19 protein-coding genes are annotated in these 18,300 nt (G+C 71.0%); 8 read left to right on the top strand and 11 right to left on the bottom strand.

Annotated features, from left to right (window positions below; translation table 11 throughout):
• The first annotated feature begins 65 nt into the window (after positions 1-65).
• Complete coding sequence (locus tag PKE84_RS12440) at positions 66-989, top strand: AEC family transporter (protein WP_271177569.1); 924 nt, start codon at positions 66-68, stop codon at positions 987-989.
• 45 nt (positions 990-1,034) lie between these two features.
• Here PKE84_RS12440 and PKE84_RS12435 read toward each other — a convergent pair whose 3' ends face one another.
• Positions 1,035-1,340, bottom strand: a complete 306-nt coding sequence (locus PKE84_RS12435) for an NIPSNAP family protein (protein WP_271177568.1) — start codon at positions 1,338-1,340, stop codon at positions 1,035-1,037.
• Positions 1,341-1,463: 123 nt separating this feature from the next.
• Here PKE84_RS12435 and PKE84_RS12430 point away from each other — a divergent pair, with 123 nt between their 5' ends.
• On the top strand, positions 1,464-2,594 hold the full coding sequence (locus PKE84_RS12430) for an FAD-dependent oxidoreductase (RefSeq protein WP_271177567.1): 1,131 nt from the start codon (positions 1,464-1,466) through the stop codon (positions 2,592-2,594).
• A gap of 49 nt (positions 2,595-2,643) precedes the next feature.
• Here PKE84_RS12430 and PKE84_RS12425 read toward each other — a convergent pair whose 3' ends face one another.
• Together PKE84_RS12425 and PKE84_RS12420 are read right to left on the bottom strand one after the other, a co-directional pair.
• Positions 2,644-3,183 (bottom strand): tetratricopeptide repeat protein, encoded by a 540-nt coding sequence (locus tag PKE84_RS12425; protein WP_271177566.1) that lies wholly within the window; start codon positions 3,181-3,183, stop codon positions 2,644-2,646.
• A gap of 4 nt (positions 3,184-3,187) precedes the next feature.
• Positions 3,188-3,538, bottom strand: coding sequence for an iron chaperone (locus PKE84_RS12420; RefSeq protein WP_271177565.1), 351 nt, complete (start codon positions 3,536-3,538; stop codon positions 3,188-3,190).
• 116 nt (positions 3,539-3,654) lie between these two features.
• Between PKE84_RS12420 and PKE84_RS12415 the strand changes: the two genes are divergently transcribed.
• A complete protein-coding gene (locus PKE84_RS12415; RefSeq protein WP_271177564.1) occupies positions 3,655-3,969 on the top strand; it encodes a ferritin family protein in 315 nt (104 codons plus the stop codon).
• A 111-nt stretch (positions 3,970-4,080) separates the two neighbouring features.
• On the opposite strand, the gene PKE84_RS12410 is transcribed toward PKE84_RS12415, so the two are convergent.
• The 4 genes from PKE84_RS12410 to PKE84_RS12395 all read right to left on the bottom strand — a co-directional run bounded on the left by PKE84_RS12410 (position 4,081) and on the right by PKE84_RS12395 (position 8,423).
• Complete coding sequence (locus PKE84_RS12410) at positions 4,081-4,899, bottom strand: COG4705 family protein (RefSeq protein WP_271177563.1); 819 nt, start codon at positions 4,897-4,899, stop codon at positions 4,081-4,083.
• A gap of 121 nt (positions 4,900-5,020) precedes the next feature.
• Positions 5,021-5,344, bottom strand: a complete 324-nt coding sequence (locus PKE84_RS12405) for a GNAT family N-acetyltransferase (protein WP_343881047.1) — start codon at positions 5,342-5,344, stop codon at positions 5,021-5,023.
• Between the two features lie 46 nt (positions 5,345-5,390).
• Entirely contained in the window at positions 5,391-7,682 is a 2,292-nt protein-coding gene (locus PKE84_RS12400; protein WP_271177562.1) for an FUSC family protein, read from the bottom strand.
• 78 nt (positions 7,683-7,760) lie between these two features.
• On the bottom strand, positions 7,761-8,423 hold the full coding sequence (locus PKE84_RS12395; protein WP_271177561.1) for a TOPRIM nucleotidyl transferase/hydrolase domain-containing protein: 663 nt from the start codon (positions 8,421-8,423) through the stop codon (positions 7,761-7,763).
• A 274-nt stretch (positions 8,424-8,697) separates the two neighbouring features.
• Between PKE84_RS12395 and PKE84_RS12390 the strand changes: the two genes are divergently transcribed.
• From PKE84_RS12390 to PKE84_RS12380, 3 genes are all read left to right on the top strand, one after another.
• A complete protein-coding gene (locus PKE84_RS12390) occupies positions 8,698-9,396 on the top strand; it encodes a hypothetical protein (protein WP_271177560.1) in 699 nt (232 codons plus the stop codon).
• Positions 9,397-9,535: 139 nt separating this feature from the next.
• Positions 9,536-13,513: a Pls/PosA family non-ribosomal peptide synthetase gene (locus PKE84_RS12385; RefSeq protein ID WP_271177559.1), complete on the top strand. Its 3,978-nt coding sequence runs from the start codon at positions 9,536-9,538 to the stop codon at positions 13,511-13,513.
• Positions 13,510-14,877 (top strand): M1 family metallopeptidase, encoded by a 1,368-nt coding sequence (locus PKE84_RS12380; RefSeq protein ID WP_271177558.1) that lies wholly within the window; start codon positions 13,510-13,512, stop codon positions 14,875-14,877. The genes PKE84_RS12385 and PKE84_RS12380 overlap by 4 nt, the downstream gene beginning before the upstream one ends.
• On the opposite strand, the gene PKE84_RS12375 is transcribed toward PKE84_RS12380, so the two are convergent.
• Positions 14,855-15,445 (bottom strand): 4'-phosphopantetheinyl transferase family protein, encoded by a 591-nt coding sequence (locus PKE84_RS12375; RefSeq protein WP_271177557.1) that lies wholly within the window; start codon positions 15,443-15,445, stop codon positions 14,855-14,857. The two genes, PKE84_RS12380 and PKE84_RS12375, sit on opposite strands and share 23 nt — an antisense overlap.
• A 221-nt stretch (positions 15,446-15,666) precedes the next feature.
• Here PKE84_RS12375 and PKE84_RS12370 point away from each other — a divergent pair, with 221 nt between their 5' ends.
• Positions 15,667-15,942, top strand: a complete 276-nt coding sequence (locus PKE84_RS12370) for a hypothetical protein (RefSeq protein WP_271177556.1) — start codon at positions 15,667-15,669, stop codon at positions 15,940-15,942.
• Positions 15,943-15,953: 11 nt separating this feature from the next.
• On the opposite strand, the gene PKE84_RS12365 is transcribed toward PKE84_RS12370, so the two are convergent.
• Genes PKE84_RS12365 through PKE84_RS12355 form a run of 3 tightly spaced genes read right to left on the bottom strand, consistent with a single transcriptional unit; the run spans position 15,954 to position 17,229 of the window.
• Positions 15,954-16,532 (bottom strand): hypothetical protein, encoded by a 579-nt coding sequence (locus PKE84_RS12365; RefSeq protein ID WP_271177555.1) that lies wholly within the window; start codon positions 16,530-16,532, stop codon positions 15,954-15,956.
• The gene (locus tag PKE84_RS12360) at positions 16,505-16,867 is read right to left on the bottom strand and encodes a hypothetical protein (RefSeq protein ID WP_271177554.1); all 363 of its coding nucleotides are present in this window, start codon (positions 16,865-16,867) and stop codon (positions 16,505-16,507) included. The genes PKE84_RS12365 and PKE84_RS12360 overlap by 28 nt, the downstream gene beginning before the upstream one ends.
• A 50-nt stretch (positions 16,868-16,917) precedes the next feature.
• Positions 16,918-17,229, bottom strand: a complete 312-nt coding sequence (locus PKE84_RS12355) for a hypothetical protein (protein WP_271177553.1) — start codon at positions 17,227-17,229, stop codon at positions 16,918-16,920.
• 140 nt (positions 17,230-17,369) lie between these two features.
• Here PKE84_RS12355 and PKE84_RS12350 point away from each other — a divergent pair, with 140 nt between their 5' ends.
• Entirely contained in the window at positions 17,370-18,299 is a 930-nt protein-coding gene (locus PKE84_RS12350; RefSeq protein ID WP_271177552.1) for an aldo/keto reductase, read from the top strand.
• Position 18,300: the final 1 nt, after the last annotated feature.

The raw sequence follows: 18,300 nt of genomic DNA, 5'->3' as shown, positions 1-18,300 counted from the left end.
CCGCCCGTCGTGGCAACGGCCGCGGCAACGTCTCGGCGCCGTTCGATTCGCCCTAGGCTGGGCGGATGGGCGGTGTGGTGGTCGGATTCGCGATCATCGCGTTCGTCATCGTCGTCGGTTACTTCGCGGGGCGATTCGGCATCGGCGGCCCGCAGGCGGCGTTCGTGCTCAACCGCATCGCCTTCTTCATCACCAACCCGGCGCTGCTCTTCGTCACCCTGGCCAAGGCCGACCTGCACGTGGTGTTCTCTACGCAGGTGGTCGTCGCTGCGGTCGCGGCCCTCGTCGCCGTCGGAGCGTTCGTGCTGCTGTCGCGGCTGTTCTTCCGTCGCGGCGCCGCCGAGACGACGATCGGCGCGCTGGGCGCCGGCTACGTGAATGCGAACAACATCGGTCTCCCGGTCGCGGTCTACGTGCTCGGCAACGCCTCGTACGTCGCGCCGGTGCTGCTCCTCCAGCTGATCGTCTTCGCCCCGATCGCCCTCACGGTGCTCGACGTGTCGTCCCGCGGAAGCGTGTCCCTGCGCTCGATCCTGACGCAGCCCATCCGCAACCCGATGATCATCGCGTCGGTGGCCGGCATCCTGGTCGATCTGAGCGGCCTGACGATCCCGGATGCCGTCTTCCAGCCGTTCGTGCTGCTGGGCGGCGCCGCCGTGCCGCTCGTGCTGATGGCGTTCGGGATGTCGCTCTACGGCTCGCGTCCGCTGCGCGCCGACCAGGGGCGAGTCGAGATCATCACGGCGGCCGTGCTCAAATCGGCGGTGATGCCGCTGGTCGCGTTCCTGGTCGCCTCGCTCGTCTTCGGGCTGCACGGACAGAGCCTGTTCGCCGCGGTCGCGCTCGCGGCGCTGCCGACGGCGCAGAACGTCTACAACTTCGCGGCGCGCTACGAGCGGGGCGTGGCGATCGCCCGCGACACGGTGCTGCTCACGACGGTGCTGGCGATCCCGGCGCTGCTGCTGATCGCGGCGCTCCTGGCCCCGTGACCGGGCTGCCCGCACCTGCGTTCCGTCGCAAATGAGGGGTCCCGGCTACTCGAAGACGGGGGTGACGAAGCGCCGCTCGTAGCGACGGATGCAGCCGGTGTCGCGAGCCAACTGCAACGCCGCCTGGCACTCCGGATCCGTGGTGGCCGCCGTGCGGTAGCGCTCGTACTCGGCGAGCGACGGGAAGGTGAACAGCGCGAACGCCTCGTCGCTGTCGCCCTCGCTCGGCATGAAGTAGCCGTGGTGGTTTCCGCCGAGCTTCTCGACGAGCCGGATCCAGCGCTTGCCGTACTCGGTGAAGTCCGCCAGCTTGTCGGCGTCGATCTCATAGCGGAGGTGCACGGTGATCACGATCGATCTCTCTTTCGTCGTCCAGTCGGTGTGATCTCATCCTGGCAGGCGGTGGCGACAGCGCGCCGTCACGATGCGTCACGGGTGCGTGCCTGGGCGATGCGCATCGCCTAACCTCGACGCATGTCGTACGACCAGATCGTCATCGGCGCCGGAGTCGTCGGCGCCGCGACCGCGCACGCACTCGCCGAGGCGGGAGCATCCGTGCTGCTGCTGGAGGCCTTCGAACGAGGGCACGACCGGGGATCGTCCCACGGCGGCTCCCGTATATTCCGTCACGGGTATGCGGAGCAGGACTACATCGAGCTCTCCCTGCGAGCCCGTGACGGATGGCGCGCGCTCGAGACCGCGACGGGCGGGAGCATCCTGCAGCTGAACGGGGCGATCGATCACGGCGACCCCGAGTCGGTCGGCGCCGTCGAGGCCGCGCTCGGCCGGGCCGGCATTCCGACCGAACATCTCACGGCTGCCGAGGCGGCGGCGCGCTGGCCGGGGCTGCACTTCGAGACCGATGTGCTGTTCGCGCCCTCCGGCGGTCGACTGCTGGCGGATGTCGCGATCGAGGCGCTGCTGACAGAGGCCGAACGGGCCGGTGCCGAGCTGCGGTTCGAATCGCCGGTCGACGGCATCGAGGTCACCGACGGAGGCGTGGTCGTCAGCGTCGCCGGGCAGCGTCTCGAGGCAGCGGGGGTGGTGATCGCGGCGGGGTCGTGGACGCCCGGGTTGATCGGCGACTGGCTCGCCGCGCAGGGATCGCCGCTGCCGCCGGTGCGCGTGACCGAGGAGCAGCCGGCGCACTTCCCGCCGCTGCAGCCTGACTCCGCGGATGACAGCGCGTGGCCGAGCTTCGTGCACCACCGCCTTCCCGATGCGAACGGCGTGCGTCCTCCCGGCGTCTACGGACTGCTCACGCCAGGCGAGGGCGTCAAGGTCGGGCTGCACGGAACGGGACCGACCGTGGATCCGGCACGACGCGACCGCACCATCGACCCGAACCGGCTCGCCGACCTCACGGCGTACGTCGCCGAGTGGCTGCCCGGCGTCGACGCCACTGCGCCAACGCCGATCAGCTGCCTCTACGACAACACGGACACCGAGGACTTCGTGCTGGACCGGGTCGGTCCGGTCACCGTCGCCACCGGGTTCTCGGGCCACGGTTTCAAGTTCGGGCCGGCCCTCGGCGACATCCTGGCCGGGCTGGCGCTGCACGGAACGCCGGCGGCCGCGCGGTTCCGGCTGCCACGGAACGCCTGAGGAACGGGAACGCGCCGGCGAGGCCGCGCCACGCGGTGGGTTCGCGCGCTCAGCTCTGGGCGGATGAGGTCGGTGACGCGTCGAGCCCCCACAGGTACTCCGCATTTCCGCGAACAGCCGCCTCGTACCGCAGCAGATCTTCCGTGCGGATCTCGTCGACCGCCAGCTCCATGAGCGCAGCCACGGCCGCGTCGCTGCGTCCGGCCGCGTGCAGGGAGAGCGCGTGCCACATCCGCACCGACTCCGACTGCGGGTAGAGCTCCAGAGCCCGGTCGAGCGCCGCCAGCGAGTCGTCGTAGCGCGCGAGGTTGCGCAGCGTGCTGCCGTACTGCAGCAGGCAGCGCCGCAGGGTGTCGCCCGAGAGGCCGGCCGCCATCGCCCGCTCGTAGTAGCCGAGAGCGGTCTCCTCCTCGCCGGCGGTGTCGTACGAACCACCCACGTCGTAGAGCACATACGCGTTGTCCGGATGCTCGGCGAGCACGTCGAGGAAGGCGTCGATCGTCGGCTGCATGTGAGTGCGGTCGCGTCCCTCGAAGATCGTGCGGAGCCGCTGCTCGAGTTCGGGCGTGATGTGGGCGCTGTCGGTCATCCTGTCAGCTTGCCGTAGCGGCCAGGGCCCTCGCCACCTCGCCGACCAGCTCGAACGGGATGGGCGCGGCCAGCGGGAACTTCACGGTCGAGGTCGTCGTGCGGAACGGCCGGATCCGCTCCTCGAGCTCGGGCTCCAGGCGCGACACCGGATACATGCCGACGTGACGCTTCCACGCGGCGAAATGCAGCCAGTGCTTCTCAGCCACGGCGATCGCCGGCATGTCGTAGCGGACCTTCTCCGGAGCATCCGGCACCGCGGCGTGGATGGTCTCGCGCAGCCGCGTCAACGCCTCTCGGGCGGAGGGGTCGGCCGCGGCGATGTACTCGTCGACGGTCTCGAAGGTTCGCGCCATCCGGTCCTCCTCGGGCGGGATCGCTCGGGATGCCCCACGATACGTCAGGCGTACAGTCGCGGGCGACTGCGAAGCAGCGAGCAGAAGAAGCAGCAGAAGAGCGAGAGGAGCATCCCATGTCCACCGACCAGTATCACGAGCCGCCGGCCGAGCTCAGCGAGGAGACCCGGACGTTTGCGCGCATGTGCGCGAGCCTGTCCGAGGAGGCGGAGGCGATCGGCTGGTACGAGCAGCGCATCGCCGTCGAGAAGGACGAGGTCGCGAAGGCGATCATGCTCGACTCGCTCGGCGAGGAGTACAAGCACTTCAGCATGGAGCTCGAGTTCTTGCTGCGCGCGAAGCCGAAGTGGCGCGAGACCGCGCAGGGCATCCTGTTCACGAGCGGCGACATCGTCGAGCACGGCGAGGCCGCCGAGGAGGCCGCCTCCTGACGCGATCTTTCCGAGGCGACCTCCTGACGCGAGAGGTGCGCAATGTCGCTCATTCCGGTCGAATGGCCGACATCTCGCACCTCTCGGCGAACCGGGCCGACGGCGGCAGGGTCAGCGCTCGACGGATTCGTATCCGGCCGAGGTCTCGAGCAGCAGGGCGTCGGCCGCCGCACGGCGCTGGCGCACCGTGAGATACACGACCAGCGCGAGGATCAGCGCCAGGAACAGGGCGCTCGTTCCGATCGTGCCGATTCCGAGACCACCGTCGGCTCGCGGCTGCGACAGGAAGTCGCCGAGCGAGGCCCCGAGCGGTCGGGTGAGCACGTACGCGATCCAGAAGGCGACCACCCCGTTGAGCTTCAGCACGAAATGGGCGAATGCGGTGAGCCCGATGGCGGCGCCGAAGATCGCGGCCGAGAGCAGGTAGCCGAGGTTCAGCTGCTCGGCGATGAGGTCTCCTGCGGCCGTTCCCAGGGCGAACGTGAACAGGATGGCCAGCCAGTAGAAGGTCTCCCGGCGTCGTGTATCGATCTCGTGGATCGAAAGGGTGCGCTCCGAGGCGAACCAGGCGATGAACGTGGCTGCAAGCGCCGCCGCGAACACCGACGTCGTAACGACCAGGCTGATCCCGAGGTTGTCCGTGAGGTTGTCGGTGATCAGCGTTCCCACGACGCTGATCAGCACCACGGTCAACCAGTAGATCGAGGGACGGTAGCAGGTCGCCCGGAATTGGGCGACAAGGGCGATGATGAACACGCCCGCCATCACGACGGTGGTTCCCGTGAGCCCGAGATGCAGGGTCGAATCGAGGAAATCGGCTGCGGTCTCGCCGACGGTGGTGGCCAGGATCTTGATGATCCAGAAGGTGGCGGTTGGTTCGGGGACCTTGTTGCGGGTGCGGCTGGACAGCGTGAGTGTCGCATCGCTCATGGATGTGCTCCGGACGATCGGTGGATACGGTCGTGCCGACGCTATAGAGAGCGCTCTAAGCGATCGCTAAGGACATCCGGAGGGGCTGGCTCGCGCGAGGCTGGCTCGCGCGAGCGGGCCGTCAGACCGCCTTGGAGGGGACCCCGGGATACGCGGCGTCGACCACATCGGCGTAGTCCGGATGGTGGTCGACGAATGTCCGCACCGACGGGCAGATGATGGTGGCCGTCGCCCCCTCGTCGCGGATCGTCTGGAGCACCCCGCCGATCAGTCGATTGCCGATCCCGTGGTGCTGGTACTCGGGGAGGACGGCCGCGTGGGTGAGCAGGTAGCGCTGCCCGTTCCTCTCGTACACCACGACGCCGACGAGCTGGTCGCCGAGCCACGCCTCGAACTTGCCGTCGGCCTGGTCGTTGCGGATGTCGATCTGCGAGTCATCCGTCATGTCGTGCTCCTTATGAATGCGGCTGCCGGGAGCAGCCCGATAGCGGTCAGGCGACGGCCGCCCGCAGACGACTGCGGCGCCGCACCGGGAAGAGCCAGGCGTTCCGCGCCACCCCCATCTCGACGGCGGCCGACACCGCCGGCGCGATGTCCCGTGCGATGACGGCGGCGACGCGGATGTGGTGGTTGGTCCAGGCCAGTTTGAACGCGGTGAGCGCCTGGTCGGCATCCGGTACGCCGAGGTCGCGCCGGAACGCGTCGAGCAGCCGGCTGGCGGTCACTCCCGACCCGGCGGGCGGATCCGGGGCCGGTGCGTTCTGCGCCAGGGCCGCCGCCGCGTGGCGGTACCAGCCGACCACGACGGCCTGCGACAGGAGGATCTCGCTCCTCGCCGCCGTCTGCGGATCTCCGGCGCCCTCGTCGTCGCGCTCCCAGAGGTCGCAGATCGCCGTGGCGAGCCTGCGCACCGACGCGATGGCGACGACCAGGGACGTGAGCTCCGACAAGTCGATGCTCTTCGCGCCGCGCTCCGAGAGGAACTGGCGGAACGCGTCGTCGAGGCGGCGGGCGGAGTCGGCGGCGAACGCGCGGTCGTCGTCGGGCGGCGGCGTCAGCTCTGCCTCGCTGTACCCGCGGAGGAGCGCGAACTGCGTCGCCCCGCTCAAGAACTGCGCCGCCGTGTCGAAGCCGTTCGAGAGCGCCTGGTTGAGGCCGGCCGCCGCTCCACGTGGCCACAGCAGCAGCGTCACGAGCACGCTCACCGCGCATCCCAGCGCCACGTCCTCGATGCGCACGATGCCGATCTGCAGGCCCACCGGTTCGACGACTCCGAACAGCAGCAGCAGGGTGACGGTGAACGAGGCCTGCCCGACGGTGAACGACAGCGAAGACGCGATCGCCGTGAACGCGACGGCGATCGGCAGCAGCATCCAGTTCACCGAGACCTGCCCGCCGATCGCCAGCACCAGAGGGATGCCGATCACGAGTCCGAGGAGCGTGCCCGCGATCGCCCGGATGGCCGACTGCCCCGTGTTGGCGGCGTTCGAGCGCAGTACCGCCAGCGTCCCGAAGACCACCCAGAAGGCATGCTCGACGCCGAGCAGGTCGGCGACGAAGACGGTCGCCGCGAACCCGAGAGCACCACGGATGCTGTTCCGCAGCCACACGGAGCGACGGTCGACGTGGGCGCCGATCCTGTCCCTGGCCGATGATGCGGCCGACCGGTCCATCAGCTGGTGCCACCACGAGCGCTGCCGCGCCTCGGCGCAGCTCTGCACCTGTTCCACGATCGCGTCGGCGATCTGCGCGGCATCCTGTGTGGCGAAGGCGGGCTCGAGCTCGTCGAGCATGGCGATCATGGCCGCCGAGCGCGGTTGTCCGGATGCGCCGGCCAGCGCATCCGGGATCGCGTCGACGACCGCGCGCTCCGCGTTCTCGCGGGCGCGCCGGAGTTCGGTACGGCACGGGCGCAGGGCTTCGAGGTCGGACCGGTCCGACGCGAGGACCCCGCCGGAACGCTGCAACGCGACCCCGATGGCCTCGAACGTCGCGCGTTCGCCCTCTCTGTCGTGTTCCGAGCGGCGATCGAGCCCCGCGTGCAGGGCGATGACCTGCTCGGCGATCTGCACGACCGCGCGCGCCGAGCGACTGAGCCCGGATGGCCGGTAGGGAGCGGCGAAGAACGTGTTCCGCAGGGCCGCGACGGCGGCATCCGACGCGGCCTGATCGTCGCGGGCTTCGGCCGCATCCGTGGCGGAACCCGTTCCTCGCGCGGAGAGCTCCTCGCCGAGCCGCGCGCAGGCCTCCGCGGCGAGGGAGCGCAGCGGCTCGGGCTTGCGGTGCGGCGGGATCAGCAGGATCGCGACCCCGGAGACGATGCCCGCGAGCAGCCAGCCGAGCATCCGGTCGGGGATGAGGTCGACGGGCGCCGGAAACGTGACGGGCAGCAGGAAGCTGATCAGCACGGCGGGTTGGGCGCCGGCCAGCACCGAGCTCACCACGCCGGAGAAGAGCACCGCGAAGGCGACGATGAGCGTCACCGACGTCGCCAGCCAGATGTTGCGGGAGCACAGGGTGCCGAGCGCGACGAAGAACAGGCCGGCGATGACGAGGCCGGCCTGCGACTGCGCTCGCTGCCGGATGCTCCCGCCGAAGTCGACGAACAGCAGCATCGACACCGACCCGATCGAGGCGAACAGCCCGATCGTCGCGCTGCCGAGGAGCTGCGTGCCGATCGCGAACACACCGGGGATGACGATGGCGGCGCGCAGGGCTCGGAAGAGGACCGGCCGGGGGACGACGGCTCGGCGGACGGACTGAGCGGACGGCGTCCTGGCCACGGTCCGATGCTAGGGGAACACTCCGCGCAGGGGAACGGGGCGAGCGTTCGCGATCGGCGGGTGGCATCGCCGTGCGGCTCAGAGCGAGTCGAGCAGGCGGTTCAGGGGTGCAGGGACCCGCTCGACCCCGGCGGCGAGCACGAGCTCCCGCGCGTAGTGCTCCTTGCGTCCTGACGTCGTGCCGAAGAAGCGATGCAACTGCTTCTCGGTGGATCGCGGGCGCTGCGCCGGCTGCTGCTGAAAGGTGCGGAAGAGTCGGAGGTCGCCCTGCGCGGCGAGCACCGCCTCGATCCGCGGGAGTCCGAGCGCCCGGATGAACTCGCCCTCGAGGTCGGGCTCGCACACCTGGTAACCGTCCGCGGGCATCCCGGCACGCTCGAAGAAGCCGACCTCGTGGGCGTCGCACATGCCGCGGAGGCGCATCCCGAAGCCCGACGGGCCCAGCAACCCCACGAAGCGCCGGATGCTCATCGCTCCGCCCATCGGAAGCACAGCGACGCCCTCCGCGGCGAGATCCCGCTGGTGCAGCTCGGCCAGGGCGAGCAGGGCTGCGCGGTCGCTCGTGCCCTCGACGAGCACGGCGGTGGTGGCGGCGGCGTGCGTGGTCGCGTCGGGCGTGGCGCCGGCGGACCGGCTGCTGACCCAGCGCTGAGCCGCCTGCTCGAACCGGCGGACCGCGTCGGCGCGCGTGTCACCGCGGGCGCCGTCGCAAGTGCCCCGGATGCTCGCCGCCTCCGTCACGCAGCCATTCTGGCACCCTGCGCCGTGTCCGGCTCCGCCTCCGGCTCCGCCTCCGGCTCCGCCTCCGGCTCCGGCTCCGGCTCCGCCGACCGTCATTTGCCAGTAGTGGTGGCCCCCACGCCCCTATAACCACCACAACTGGCAAACGACGGCGAAGGCAGGCCGGTGGGCGGCGCGGATGACGGTTGATGGCGCGGACAGGTGCGTGCGCGCGGCGGCGGTGCCAGACTGGGCACGCCGAGCACCCGCCCGACATGCGGTCGAAGGGAATCACATGGCGAAGAAGTCCAAGCTCGAGAAGGCGGCCGAGACCGCCCTCGCAGCGGCCGAGGCAGCGATCGCGGAAGCGAAGAGAACCGCGAAGAAGGTCGACAAGAAGGCGCGCCAGAAGGCGGACGACCTCGCGGCCGAAGCGAAGAAGCTGCGCCGCCGGTCGGAGAAGGATGCGGCTGCCGCGAAAGCCGCGCTGGAGAAGGCCGCCAAGGCGAAGAAGTCCGCGAAGTCGGCGCCCGCGAAGTCGGCACCCTCCAAGTCGTCCTCCTCGAAGTCGGCCAAGTCCCCAGCGCTGAAGTCGTCGAAGCCGTCGGCGTCCAAGGCGTCGAAGGCGTCCTCCTCGACGTCGACCACGGTGAAGGCGAAGTCCGGGTCGGCACCGAAGCCGGCCTCGACCGTGTCGCCCGCCGCCAGAGCTTCCGCCAAGCCCGCTGCCAAGCGTGCTGCTCCTGTCAGGGAGGTGCCGGCCGTCGCATCCGCGCCTCGCACGCCTGCGCCCGCGCGAACTGCACCCGCCCCGGCACGAACCGCACCGGCCGCGGGCGCGCCGCACGCCGACGCGCCGCACACCGACCCGAACCTCACCGTGGCGATGCTGCGCGGACGAGCGAGGGCGGCGGGCATCCGGGGCTATTCGACGCTGAGCAAGGCCGCACTGGTCGATGCGCTCTCGGCTCACACCGCCACTGCCGACGCCTGAGACCTGCCGGCCATGACGGTTTCCGCACGGGACTGAGCCGGCTCACGATCGAGTCCGTTCACCTCCCGGCTACCGCCGCTGGGTACCGTTCCCGCGACGTGCCTGTTCGAGCGGGCACCGCGGCGACCGGAGTTGAGACGTGACCGAAACCCGAGCGGGGATCCTCGATCGACGCGCCGACGCGCCCGCGCCGCGCACCCTCCTGGACATCCTGCGGGCGACGGCGGCCGCGCATCCGGATGCGTCCGCTCTCGAAGACGCGGACGGCGCTCTCAGCTATCGCGAGCTCATGGCGCGCGTGGTGGTCGTCGCCGCCCGGCTCACGCTGGCCGGGGTGCGTCGGGGCGATCGGGTGGGCGTGCGGATGGCGTCGGGGCGCCGCGAGCTGTACATCGCCATCCTCGCGGTGATGGCGGCAGGTGCCGCGTATGTGCCGGTCGACGCCGACGATCCGGATGAGCGTGCGGAGCTGGTGTTCGGCGAGGCGGCCGTTCGCGGTGTGATCGGCGGCGACGGCGAGTTCGTGCCGTCGGCCCCCGCCCACCCGACCCCCGCCGCCTCGGCCGCAGCCGACCCCACGCCCAGACCCGCCGCCCTCTTCTCCGGCGCACCCGCGCATCCGAGCACGTCCGCGACCCCGATCGTCTCCGCCCCGCAGCCCGACGAGGACGCCTGGATCATCTTCACCTCGGGGTCCACCGGCACCCCCAAGGGCGTTGCTGTCTCGCACCGCTCCGCGGCCGCCTTCGTCGACGCCGAAGCGCGACTGTTCCTGCAGGACGAGCCCATCGGCCCGGGCGACCGGGTGCTCGCGGGGCTCTCCGTCGCCTTCGACGCCTCCTGCGAGGAGATGTGGCTCGCCTGGCGGCACGGCGCCTGCCTCGTCCCCGCGCCGCGCTCCCTCGTGCGCAGCGGCATGGATCTCGGTCCGTGGCTGACCACGCGGGGCATCTCGATCGTCTCCACCGTTCCGACCCTCGCCGCCCTCTGGCCGGCCGAGTCGCTCGAGAACGTGCGGTTGCTGATCTTCGGCGGCGAGGCCTGCCCTCCGGAACTCGTCGAGCGACTGGCGGTCAGCGGCCGCGAGGTGTGGAACACGTATGGGCCGACCGAAGCGACCGTTGTCGCGTGCGCGGCCCTGCTGCATCCGGGCGACCCCGTGCGCATCGGACTCCCGCTCGACGGCTGGTCCCTCGCGGTGGTCGACGGGGACGGTCATCCGGTCGCCGATGGCGAGGTGGGCGAGCTGATCATCGGCGGCGTCGGGCTCGCGCGCTACCTCGATCCCGTCAAAGACGCGGAGAAGTACGCACCGCTGCCCTCGATCGGCTGGGACCGCGCCTACCGGAGCGGCGACCTCGTGCGCTTCCATCGCGCAGGCCTCCTCTTCCAGGGGCGCGCCGACGACCAGGTGAAGGTCGGCGGTCGCCGCATCGAGCTCGGCGAGATCGAGTCGGCGCTGCAGAACCTGTCCGGGGTCTCCGGCGCGGCCGCCGCCGTGCGCACGACCGCGGCGGGCAACCAGGTGCTCGTCGGATACCTCGCGGTCACCGATCCGTCGTCGTTCGACCGCGGCGCGGCCCTGGCCCGGCTGCGGGAGGAGCTGCCCGCCGCGCTGGTCCCGGTGCTCGCCGTCGTCGGCGACCTGCCGACGCGCACCTCCGGCAAGGTCGACCGCGCCGCGCTGCCCTGGCCCCTGCCCGACGACGACGGCTCCGCCGATCTCGACCCCGGCGTGCGCGAACTGGCCGCCGACTGGCAGGCAGTTCTGGGGCTCCCGGCGACCGCGCCCTCCGACAACTTCTTCGACCTCGGAGGCGGGTCCCTCGCGGCCGCGCAGCTCGTGAGCCGCATCCGGCAGCGCGATCCGGAGTTCACCGTCGCCGACATCTACGCGCATCCGAGACTGGGTGCGATGGCCGCCGAGCTCGCCTCGAGGGAATCGTCCAACCCGCCCGAGCCCGAGTCGACCCACATCGTTCCGCCGACACCGGCCCGGATGCAGTGGCTCCAGTCGCTGCTGGGCGTCCCGCTCTTCGTCTTCAGCGGCATCCGGTGGGTGGTCTGGCTGCTGACCGCGAGCGCCATCCTGCACGCGTTCCCCGGCTTCGGCTTCCTCCCGTCGACGCCGCTGTGGGTGCTGCTGATCGGACTGCTGCTGTTCGCGACGCCCTTCGGCCGGATGGCGATCTCGGTTGTCTGCGCACGCCTGCTGCTGTCCGGGGTGACGGCGGGTGACTATCCGCGCGGAGGCGGGGTCCATCTGCGCCTGTGGCTGGCCGAGCAGGTCGCCCACCAGGTCGGTGCGGTGAGCCTGGCGGGCGCACCCTGGATCACGTACTACGCCCGTGCCCTCGGGGCCCGCATCGGTCCGGATGTCGACCTGCACTCCCTCCCGCCGGTGACCGGGATGCTGCGGATCGGCGCCGGTGCCGCGATCGAACCCGAGGTCGACCTCGCCGGCTACTGGATCGACGGCGACCTGCTGCGCATCGGGGCCATCCGGATCGGCGCGAACAGCACGATCGGCGCGAGGAGCACCCTGCTGCCCGGGGCGCGGATCGGCAAGAACGCCGCGATCGCGCCGGGCTCCGCGGTGTTCGGCCGGGTGCGCGCAGGCGAACGCTGGGCGGGATCCCCGGCCGAGCGCGTCGGCCCGGCCACGGCGTGGTGGGAGCCCGAGCGCCCGCCGCGTCACACGCGCTGGCTTGCGGCCTACGCCGCCTCGGCCATCGCGATCGCCCTCGTGCCCGTCATCGCCTTCGCGGCCGGGGGCGTGCTCGTGGCGATCTTCATCGCGGGTTCGGACTCGCTCGCCGAGGCAGCGGTGCGATCGATCGCAGCGATCATCCCCGCCACCCTCGTCGCAGGCCTCGTGCTCGCCGTTGCGGTCGTCGCGGGAGTCCGCCTGCTCGGACTCGGCCTCTCCGTCGGCACGTTCCCCGTGCGTGGGCGGGTCGGCTGGCAGGTCTGGACGACGGAGCGGCTGCTCGACCTCGCGCGCACGCTGCTGTTCCCCCTCTACTCGAGCCTCTTCACCCCCGTCTGGCTCCGGATGCTCGGAGCGCAGGTCGGCCGTGACGTCGAGGCCTCGACCGTGCTGCTGCTCCCGGCGATGACGGTCGTCAAAGACGGCGCCTTCCTCGCCGACGACACCCTCGTCGCGTCGTACGAACTGGGCGGCGGGCGCGTACGGATCGCCCGGGCGGAGATCGGCGCCCGCGCCTTCCTCGGCAACTCCGGCATGGCAGCGGCCGGGCACCGGGTTCCGCGTGACGGGCTCGTCGCCGTGCTCTCCGCCGCACCCCGTAAATCGAAGCCCGGATCGTCGTGGCTGGGCTCGCCGCCGGTGCGGCTCAGGCGCACGGCGGCGGAGGGCGACGCCAATCGCACGTACAACCCGTCGACGGGGCTCCGGCTGGCGAGGACGCTCTGGGAACTGTGCCGGATCGTGCCGGTCTTCGTCACCTGCGGGCTCGGCCTGGCGGTGCTGTTCGCCCTGGCCGCGCTCGCCGACGCGTGGAGCGTGCTCGCGGCCGTTCTGCTGAGCGGCGTGGTCATGCTCGTCGCAGGTGCGGTCGCCGCTCTGGTCAGCACCGCGGCCAAGTGGGTGCTCATCGGCCGCATCCGGGCGGGCGAGCATCCGCTCTGGTCGTCGTTCGTGTGGCGCAGCGAGGTGTCCGACACGTTCACCGAGATGGTGGCCGCCCCGTGGTTCGCGCAGGCGGCAGCCGGAACCCCCGCGCTCGTGTGGTGGCTGCGCAGCCTCGGTGCCTCGATCGGCCGCGGAGTCTGGTGCGACAGCTACTGGCTGCCGGAGGCCGACCTCGTACGTCTGGGCGACGCCTCCACGGTGAATCGTGGCTGCGTGGTGCAAACGCACCTGTTCCATGATCGAATCATGAGCATGGACACGGTGACCCTCGAGACCGGTGCGACCCTCGGGCCGCACAGCGTGGTGCTGCCGGCGGCGCTCATCGGAAGGCACGCGACGGTAGGCCCGGCATCGCTCGTGATGCGAGGCGAGCTGGTTCCGGACCGCAGCCGGTGGAGCGGCAACCCCATCGGTCCGTGGCGCGAGGTCACCATCGCCGACTACCACGCCGTGGTCTCGTGACGACGGCGAAGAGCGCGGGTGCGCACAACGCGGGGGACCCCTATCTGCCGCACTCCGGCAACGGGGGTTACGCGGTCGACTCGTACGACCTCGACCTGCGCTACCGGGTCGCGACGAACCGGCTCGACGCCACCGCGGTGATCGTGGCGCGCAGCACGCAGGAGCTGACGTCGTTCAGTCTCGACCTGGTGCGTCTGCGGGTCTCCCGCGTGCGCCTGACCGGTGAGAAGCGCACCCGGTTCCGCCAGACGCCGTCGAAGGTGGTCGTGACGCCCGCCCAGCCGATCGCGGCCGGCGAGGAGTTCACCGTCGAGCTCGCGTACGCGGGGTCACCGGCTCCGCGTCGCAGCCATTGGGGCCTCGTCGGGTGGGAGGAGCTCACCGACGGTGTCATCGTCGCGGCGCAGCCGAACGGTGCGCCCACCTGGTTCCCGTGCAACGACCACCCGTCGGACAAGGCGCGGTACCGCATCCGGATGTCGGCGGAGGAGCCGTACACGGTGGTGGCGACCGGGCGGCTGGTGAGTCACGGGTTCGCGTCGGGTCGCGGCACGTGGCTCTACGAGTGCGACGAACCGACCGCGACCTACCTCGCGACCGTTCAGATCGGCGGATACCTGCGCCGGCACGTCGAGGTGGCCCCGACGCCGGTGGTGTTCGTCTTCCCGGCCGAGCTCGAGGCGCGCGTGCACGCCGACTTCGCGCCGCTCGCCACCATGCTCGAGACCTTCTCCGACGCGTTCGGTCCGTACCCGTTCCCCGACTTCACCGTGATCGTGACGGAGGACGAACTGGAGATCCCGCTCGAGGCCCAGGGCTCGGCGATCTTCGGGGAGAACCACGTGGACGGCGAGGGCGGCTCGGAACGGCTGATCGCGCACGAGCTCGCACACCAGTGGTTCGGCAACAGCGTCGGTCTCGCCGCCTGGAAGCACATCTGGCTCAACGAGGGCTTCGCCTGCTATGCGGAGTGGATCTGGTCGGAGCGCGCGGGGCGCGACACGGCCGACCAGCTCGCGCGCCGCTACCACGCGGGTCTGCGGACGCTTCCGGCGGATCTGCTCCTCGCCGATCCCGGCCCAGCGCTGATGTTCGACGACCGTGTCTACAAGCGGGGTGCGCTCACGCTGCATGCGCTGCGGCTGACCGTCGGCGACCCGGCGTTCTTCGGGCTGCTCCGTGCGTGGACCGAGCGCCGCCGATTCGGCACGGCGGTGACGGACGACTTCCGCGCGCTCGCCGCCGAGGTGACCGGCGCGCCCGCCGACGTGCTCGACGCGCTGTTCGACGCGTGGCTCGATGCGCTGCCGGTGCCCGACCTGCCGCCGGCGCCGGGCCGCGTCAGAGCTCGCGCGCGACGCTGACGACCAGGCCCTCGACGGCGACCTCGGTCACGATGTAGCGGCGCGTGTCGCCGGGCACGGATGCGCGCCAGCCGCTGGTGTGCGGAGCGCGCGGGTCGGCCGGGTCGGCCGGGTCGAGCGGCTCGAGTGGGTCGAGCGACACGGTGGCCGGGTCGACGCGCAGCCCGCGGCCGTCGGCCTTGAGCACGGCCTCGATGGCCGTCCAGCGCCGCAGTGGATCGCCGTCGTGCCGGCCGATCAGCTCCCGGATGCGCTGGGCGCGCTCACCGTCGGCCAGCGCATCCGCCGACTCGGCGTCGACACCGACGGACCGGTCGGCGCTCGCGACCCCGACGACGGTGTCGCCGACGTGGCTGAGGCTGACGTGGATGTGCCGCGCGGCATCCGGGGCCATGACGACGGGACGCCCGTGGTCACCGCCGCAGTCGGGGCATCGGGCATCGATGATCACGGTGTCGGGGTCGATCGGCGTGGCTCCGGCGAGCTCCGCGACCAGCGCGCGGAGCAGCGCGCGCCCGCTGGGCGTGCCATGCACCACACCCAGCGCCACCCCGTTCCCGTCGATCACCGGCCCAGTCTCCCATCGCCGCCCCCGGCCGGCGGCCCGCCGGCCGCCGCCCGCGGCCCGCCCGCCGTCGTTTGCCACTTGCGGTGGTTATCCGGGGCCTGGCCCCACCACTACTGGCAAACGACGAACACGGCCCGATTGCAAGCCCTGTCGCGCGGCGGGGATCGCGCGTACGGTTCGTCGGGTCCGGAACATCCCCCGTCATCTCACGAGGAGAACCCATGAAATTCATCATCTTCCTGGCCGGCGTCGGCGTCGGCTACGTGTTCGGCTCGAAGTCCGGGCGACAGGCGTACGAACGCATCAAGCGCCAGGTCAACGGCTTCACCCAGTCGGCGCCCGTTCAGCAGGTCGCCGGCGATGTGAAGGACCTGGCAGGCAAGGCGGCGAGCGAGCTCGGCGACCGCGTGAGCGACGTCGTCGACAAGGCGAGCGACAAGCTCGACGACATCACGGGCAAGGCCGCCAAGCCGTCTTCGGGCACGGCGACGAGCTGATTCCGACCGCGCTACGCGCCCTGCGGCGGTGACACCAGCAGTTCTACGCGCTCGGCGAGGTAGCGCGCGAAGTCGACCGCGTCGGCATCCGTCGCCGTCGGGCTCCAGCGCACGAGCGCGCGTCCGTTGCGGAGGAACAGCGGTCCGGCGGTCGAACGCAGGCCCTCGGCGTCGAGGTCGATGACCTCGGTGTCGTAGTTCACCGTGGCACCGGACGCGAAATGCCCGCGCTGCGCCGCTGCCCGGTAGGCGCGGCGCGTCTCCGCGGACTGCGATTGATATGCCGGCCGCCCCGGCTCCGTCGCCCGCGTGATGGCCCCGGTCGCTCGCAGAACGCCGTCGGCGTCGAGCAGCAGCACGCCCAGGCGCCACACTCGTCCGACCGGTTGCAGCACCGGCTCGCGCGCGATGAGCATCCGGAGCTGTCGCGGGATGAACGTGGCCAGCTCCTCCTGTCGCGCCCCCGCCTCCGAGAGCCGTGCGACCGCGTCGGCGACGAGCGACCTGATCCCGTCGACGGCGCGTTCGTCGGCGTTCGCCGGCGTCGCCGCGAGATCGTCGCTCATCGGCGTCGCGCGCCAGCCGCCCACCAGGCGAAGCCGAGTGCCGCGACGGCGCCCGCGATCAGAGCGGCACGCGTCAGCGCGGTCGGCGCGTCGAGGTGGAAGCCGCCGTTGCGGTCGGCGCCGTCCGCCCGCCACGAGAGCCGCGAGAAGCTGGACTGGCCCGAGAGCAGCGAGCCCGCACCCTGGAAAGAGTGGGACGAAACCGCCGACATGGCCGACGCGAACGATCCGATCGAGGCGAAGGAGGCGACCGATCCGATCGACAGGGCCGAACCCACCGAGCCGATCGAGAGCACCGACTCGGCGGACGCGATGCTGAGCACGGAATTGCGCGACCCGATCGACCAGAGTGACGTCATGCACCCACGATAGAACTCGGGGCCCGGCCGTGCACCGCCTCGCGGCCTGCCTAGTCGGTGCTGTCGGGAGCGCGGAGCTGGAACGCGTGTGCGTTCTTGCGCACGACGTTCGCGTCGATGTAGAGCATCACGAGACCCGCCCCGATCACCGAGGCGCCCAGGTACGGCAGAAGGCTGCCGACGACCTGCACCACGACCCGCAGGATCCACATCAGCGACTGGTCGATGTCGGTCGTCGCAGCGCCGATGTCGTTGATCGGATACAGCAGCGTCGGCACCAGGATCTGGAAGAGCACCCCGCCTAAGGCGATGCCGATCCCCCAGCCGATCACCGCTTTCGGTCGAACTCGCCGTGACGTCATCGTCCACCCCTCTTCGTCCAACGTGCCGGGTCCCACCGCCCGGTTCCGGCAGCCCGGTTCCCGCAGTGTAGCGGGGAGCAGCCTCGCGGCACAGGATGGCAAAGGGTGGCGTTCTCGGGATTGAGCGGGAGGATGGAGACATGAAGACATTCACGCTGCCCGGCACCACTCTCGAGGCCCCGAACATCATCCTGGGCCTGATGCGCATCTCGAAGCTCAGTGACGAAGAAGTCCGCGAGCTCGTGGGTTCGGCGCGCGACGCAGGGATCAACTATCTCGATCACGCCGACGTCTACGGCGACGAGCCGCACGGCTGCGAGCGCCGCTTCGGTGACGCCATGCGACTCAGCCCGAGCGAGCGCGAATCGTGGATCATCCAGTCCAAGGTGGGAATCCGCGAGGGATCCTTCGACTTCTCGAAGGATCACATCCTGACGTCGGTCGACGAGTCGCTGGAGGCCCTGCGCACCGACCACCTCGACGTGCTGCTGCTGCACCGTCCCGACACCCTCGTGGAGCCGGAAGAGGTCGCCGCCGCGTTCGAGACGCTCCACGCCGCCGGCAAGGTGCGCAACTTCGGCGTCTCCAACCACACGCCGGGGCAGGTCGAGCTGCTCAAGCGGTTCGTGCGCCAGCCGCTCGTGATCAACCAGGTGCAGCTCAGCATCACGCACGCCCCGCTCATCGCCTCCGGGATCGCCGCCAACATGGCCGGTCTCGACCAGTCGATCGACCGCGACAACGGGATCCTCGACTACAGCCGCCTGCACGACATCACGCTGCAGGCGTGGTCGCCGTTCCAGAAGGCGTTCTTCGACGGGGTCTTCCTGGGCGACCGCGAGAGCTACCCCGAGCTCAACGACGTCATCGACGAGCTGGCCGCTGCCTACGATGTGCCGCCCGCAGCCATCGCCGTCGCGTGGATCACGCGGCACCCCGCGCAGATGCAGGTGGTGCTCGGTACGACGAACCCGGGCCGCGTGCGCGACTCGGCGGCCGGCTCCGACATCCCGCTGACCCGGCAGGAGTGGTACCGCCTGTTCACCGCAGCGGGCTACATCCTGCCGTAAG

Source organism: Leifsonia poae, assembly GCF_027921845.1.
Taxonomy (GTDB): domain Bacteria; phylum Actinomycetota; class Actinomycetes; order Actinomycetales; family Microbacteriaceae; genus Leifsonia; species Leifsonia poae.
The sequence above is the reverse complement of the archived record's forward strand: the minus strand, read 5'-3'. Positions and strand labels throughout refer to the sequence as shown.

Bases quoted from the DNA above. Each gene is read 5' to 3' on its own strand.
- PKE84_RS12440 (WP_271177569.1), top strand. From the start codon at position 66: ATGGGCGGTGTGGTGGTCGGATTCGCGATCATCGCGTTCGTCATCGTC.
- PKE84_RS12420 (WP_271177565.1), bottom strand. From the start codon at position 3,538: ATGGCGCGAACCTTCGAGACCGTCGACGAGTACATCGCCGCGGCCGAC.
- PKE84_RS12355 (WP_271177553.1), bottom strand. From the start codon at position 17,229: ATGACGTCACGGCGAGTTCGACCGAAAGCGGTGATCGGCTGGGGGATC.
- PKE84_RS12350 (WP_271177552.1), top strand. From the start codon at position 17,370: ATGAAGACATTCACGCTGCCCGGCACCACTCTCGAGGCCCCGAACATC.
- PKE84_RS12410 (WP_271177563.1), bottom strand. From the start codon at position 4,899: ATGAGCGATGCGACACTCACGCTGTCCAGCCGCACCCGCAACAAGGTC.
- PKE84_RS12370 (WP_271177556.1), top strand. From the start codon at position 15,667: ATGAAATTCATCATCTTCCTGGCCGGCGTCGGCGTCGGCTACGTGTTC.
- PKE84_RS12425 (WP_271177566.1), bottom strand. From the start codon at position 3,183: ATGACCGACAGCGCCCACATCACGCCCGAACTCGAGCAGCGGCTCCGC.
- PKE84_RS12430 (WP_271177567.1), top strand. From the start codon at position 1,464: ATGTCGTACGACCAGATCGTCATCGGCGCCGGAGTCGTCGGCGCCGCG.
- PKE84_RS12360 (WP_271177554.1), bottom strand. From the start codon at position 16,867: ATGACGTCACTCTGGTCGATCGGGTCGCGCAATTCCGTGCTCAGCATC.
- PKE84_RS12390 (WP_271177560.1), top strand. From the start codon at position 8,698: ATGGCGAAGAAGTCCAAGCTCGAGAAGGCGGCCGAGACCGCCCTCGCA.
- PKE84_RS12405 (WP_343881047.1), bottom strand. From the start codon at position 5,344: ATGACGGATGACTCGCAGATCGACATCCGCAACGACCAGGCCGACGGC.
- PKE84_RS12415 (WP_271177564.1), top strand. From the start codon at position 3,655: ATGTCCACCGACCAGTATCACGAGCCGCCGGCCGAGCTCAGCGAGGAG.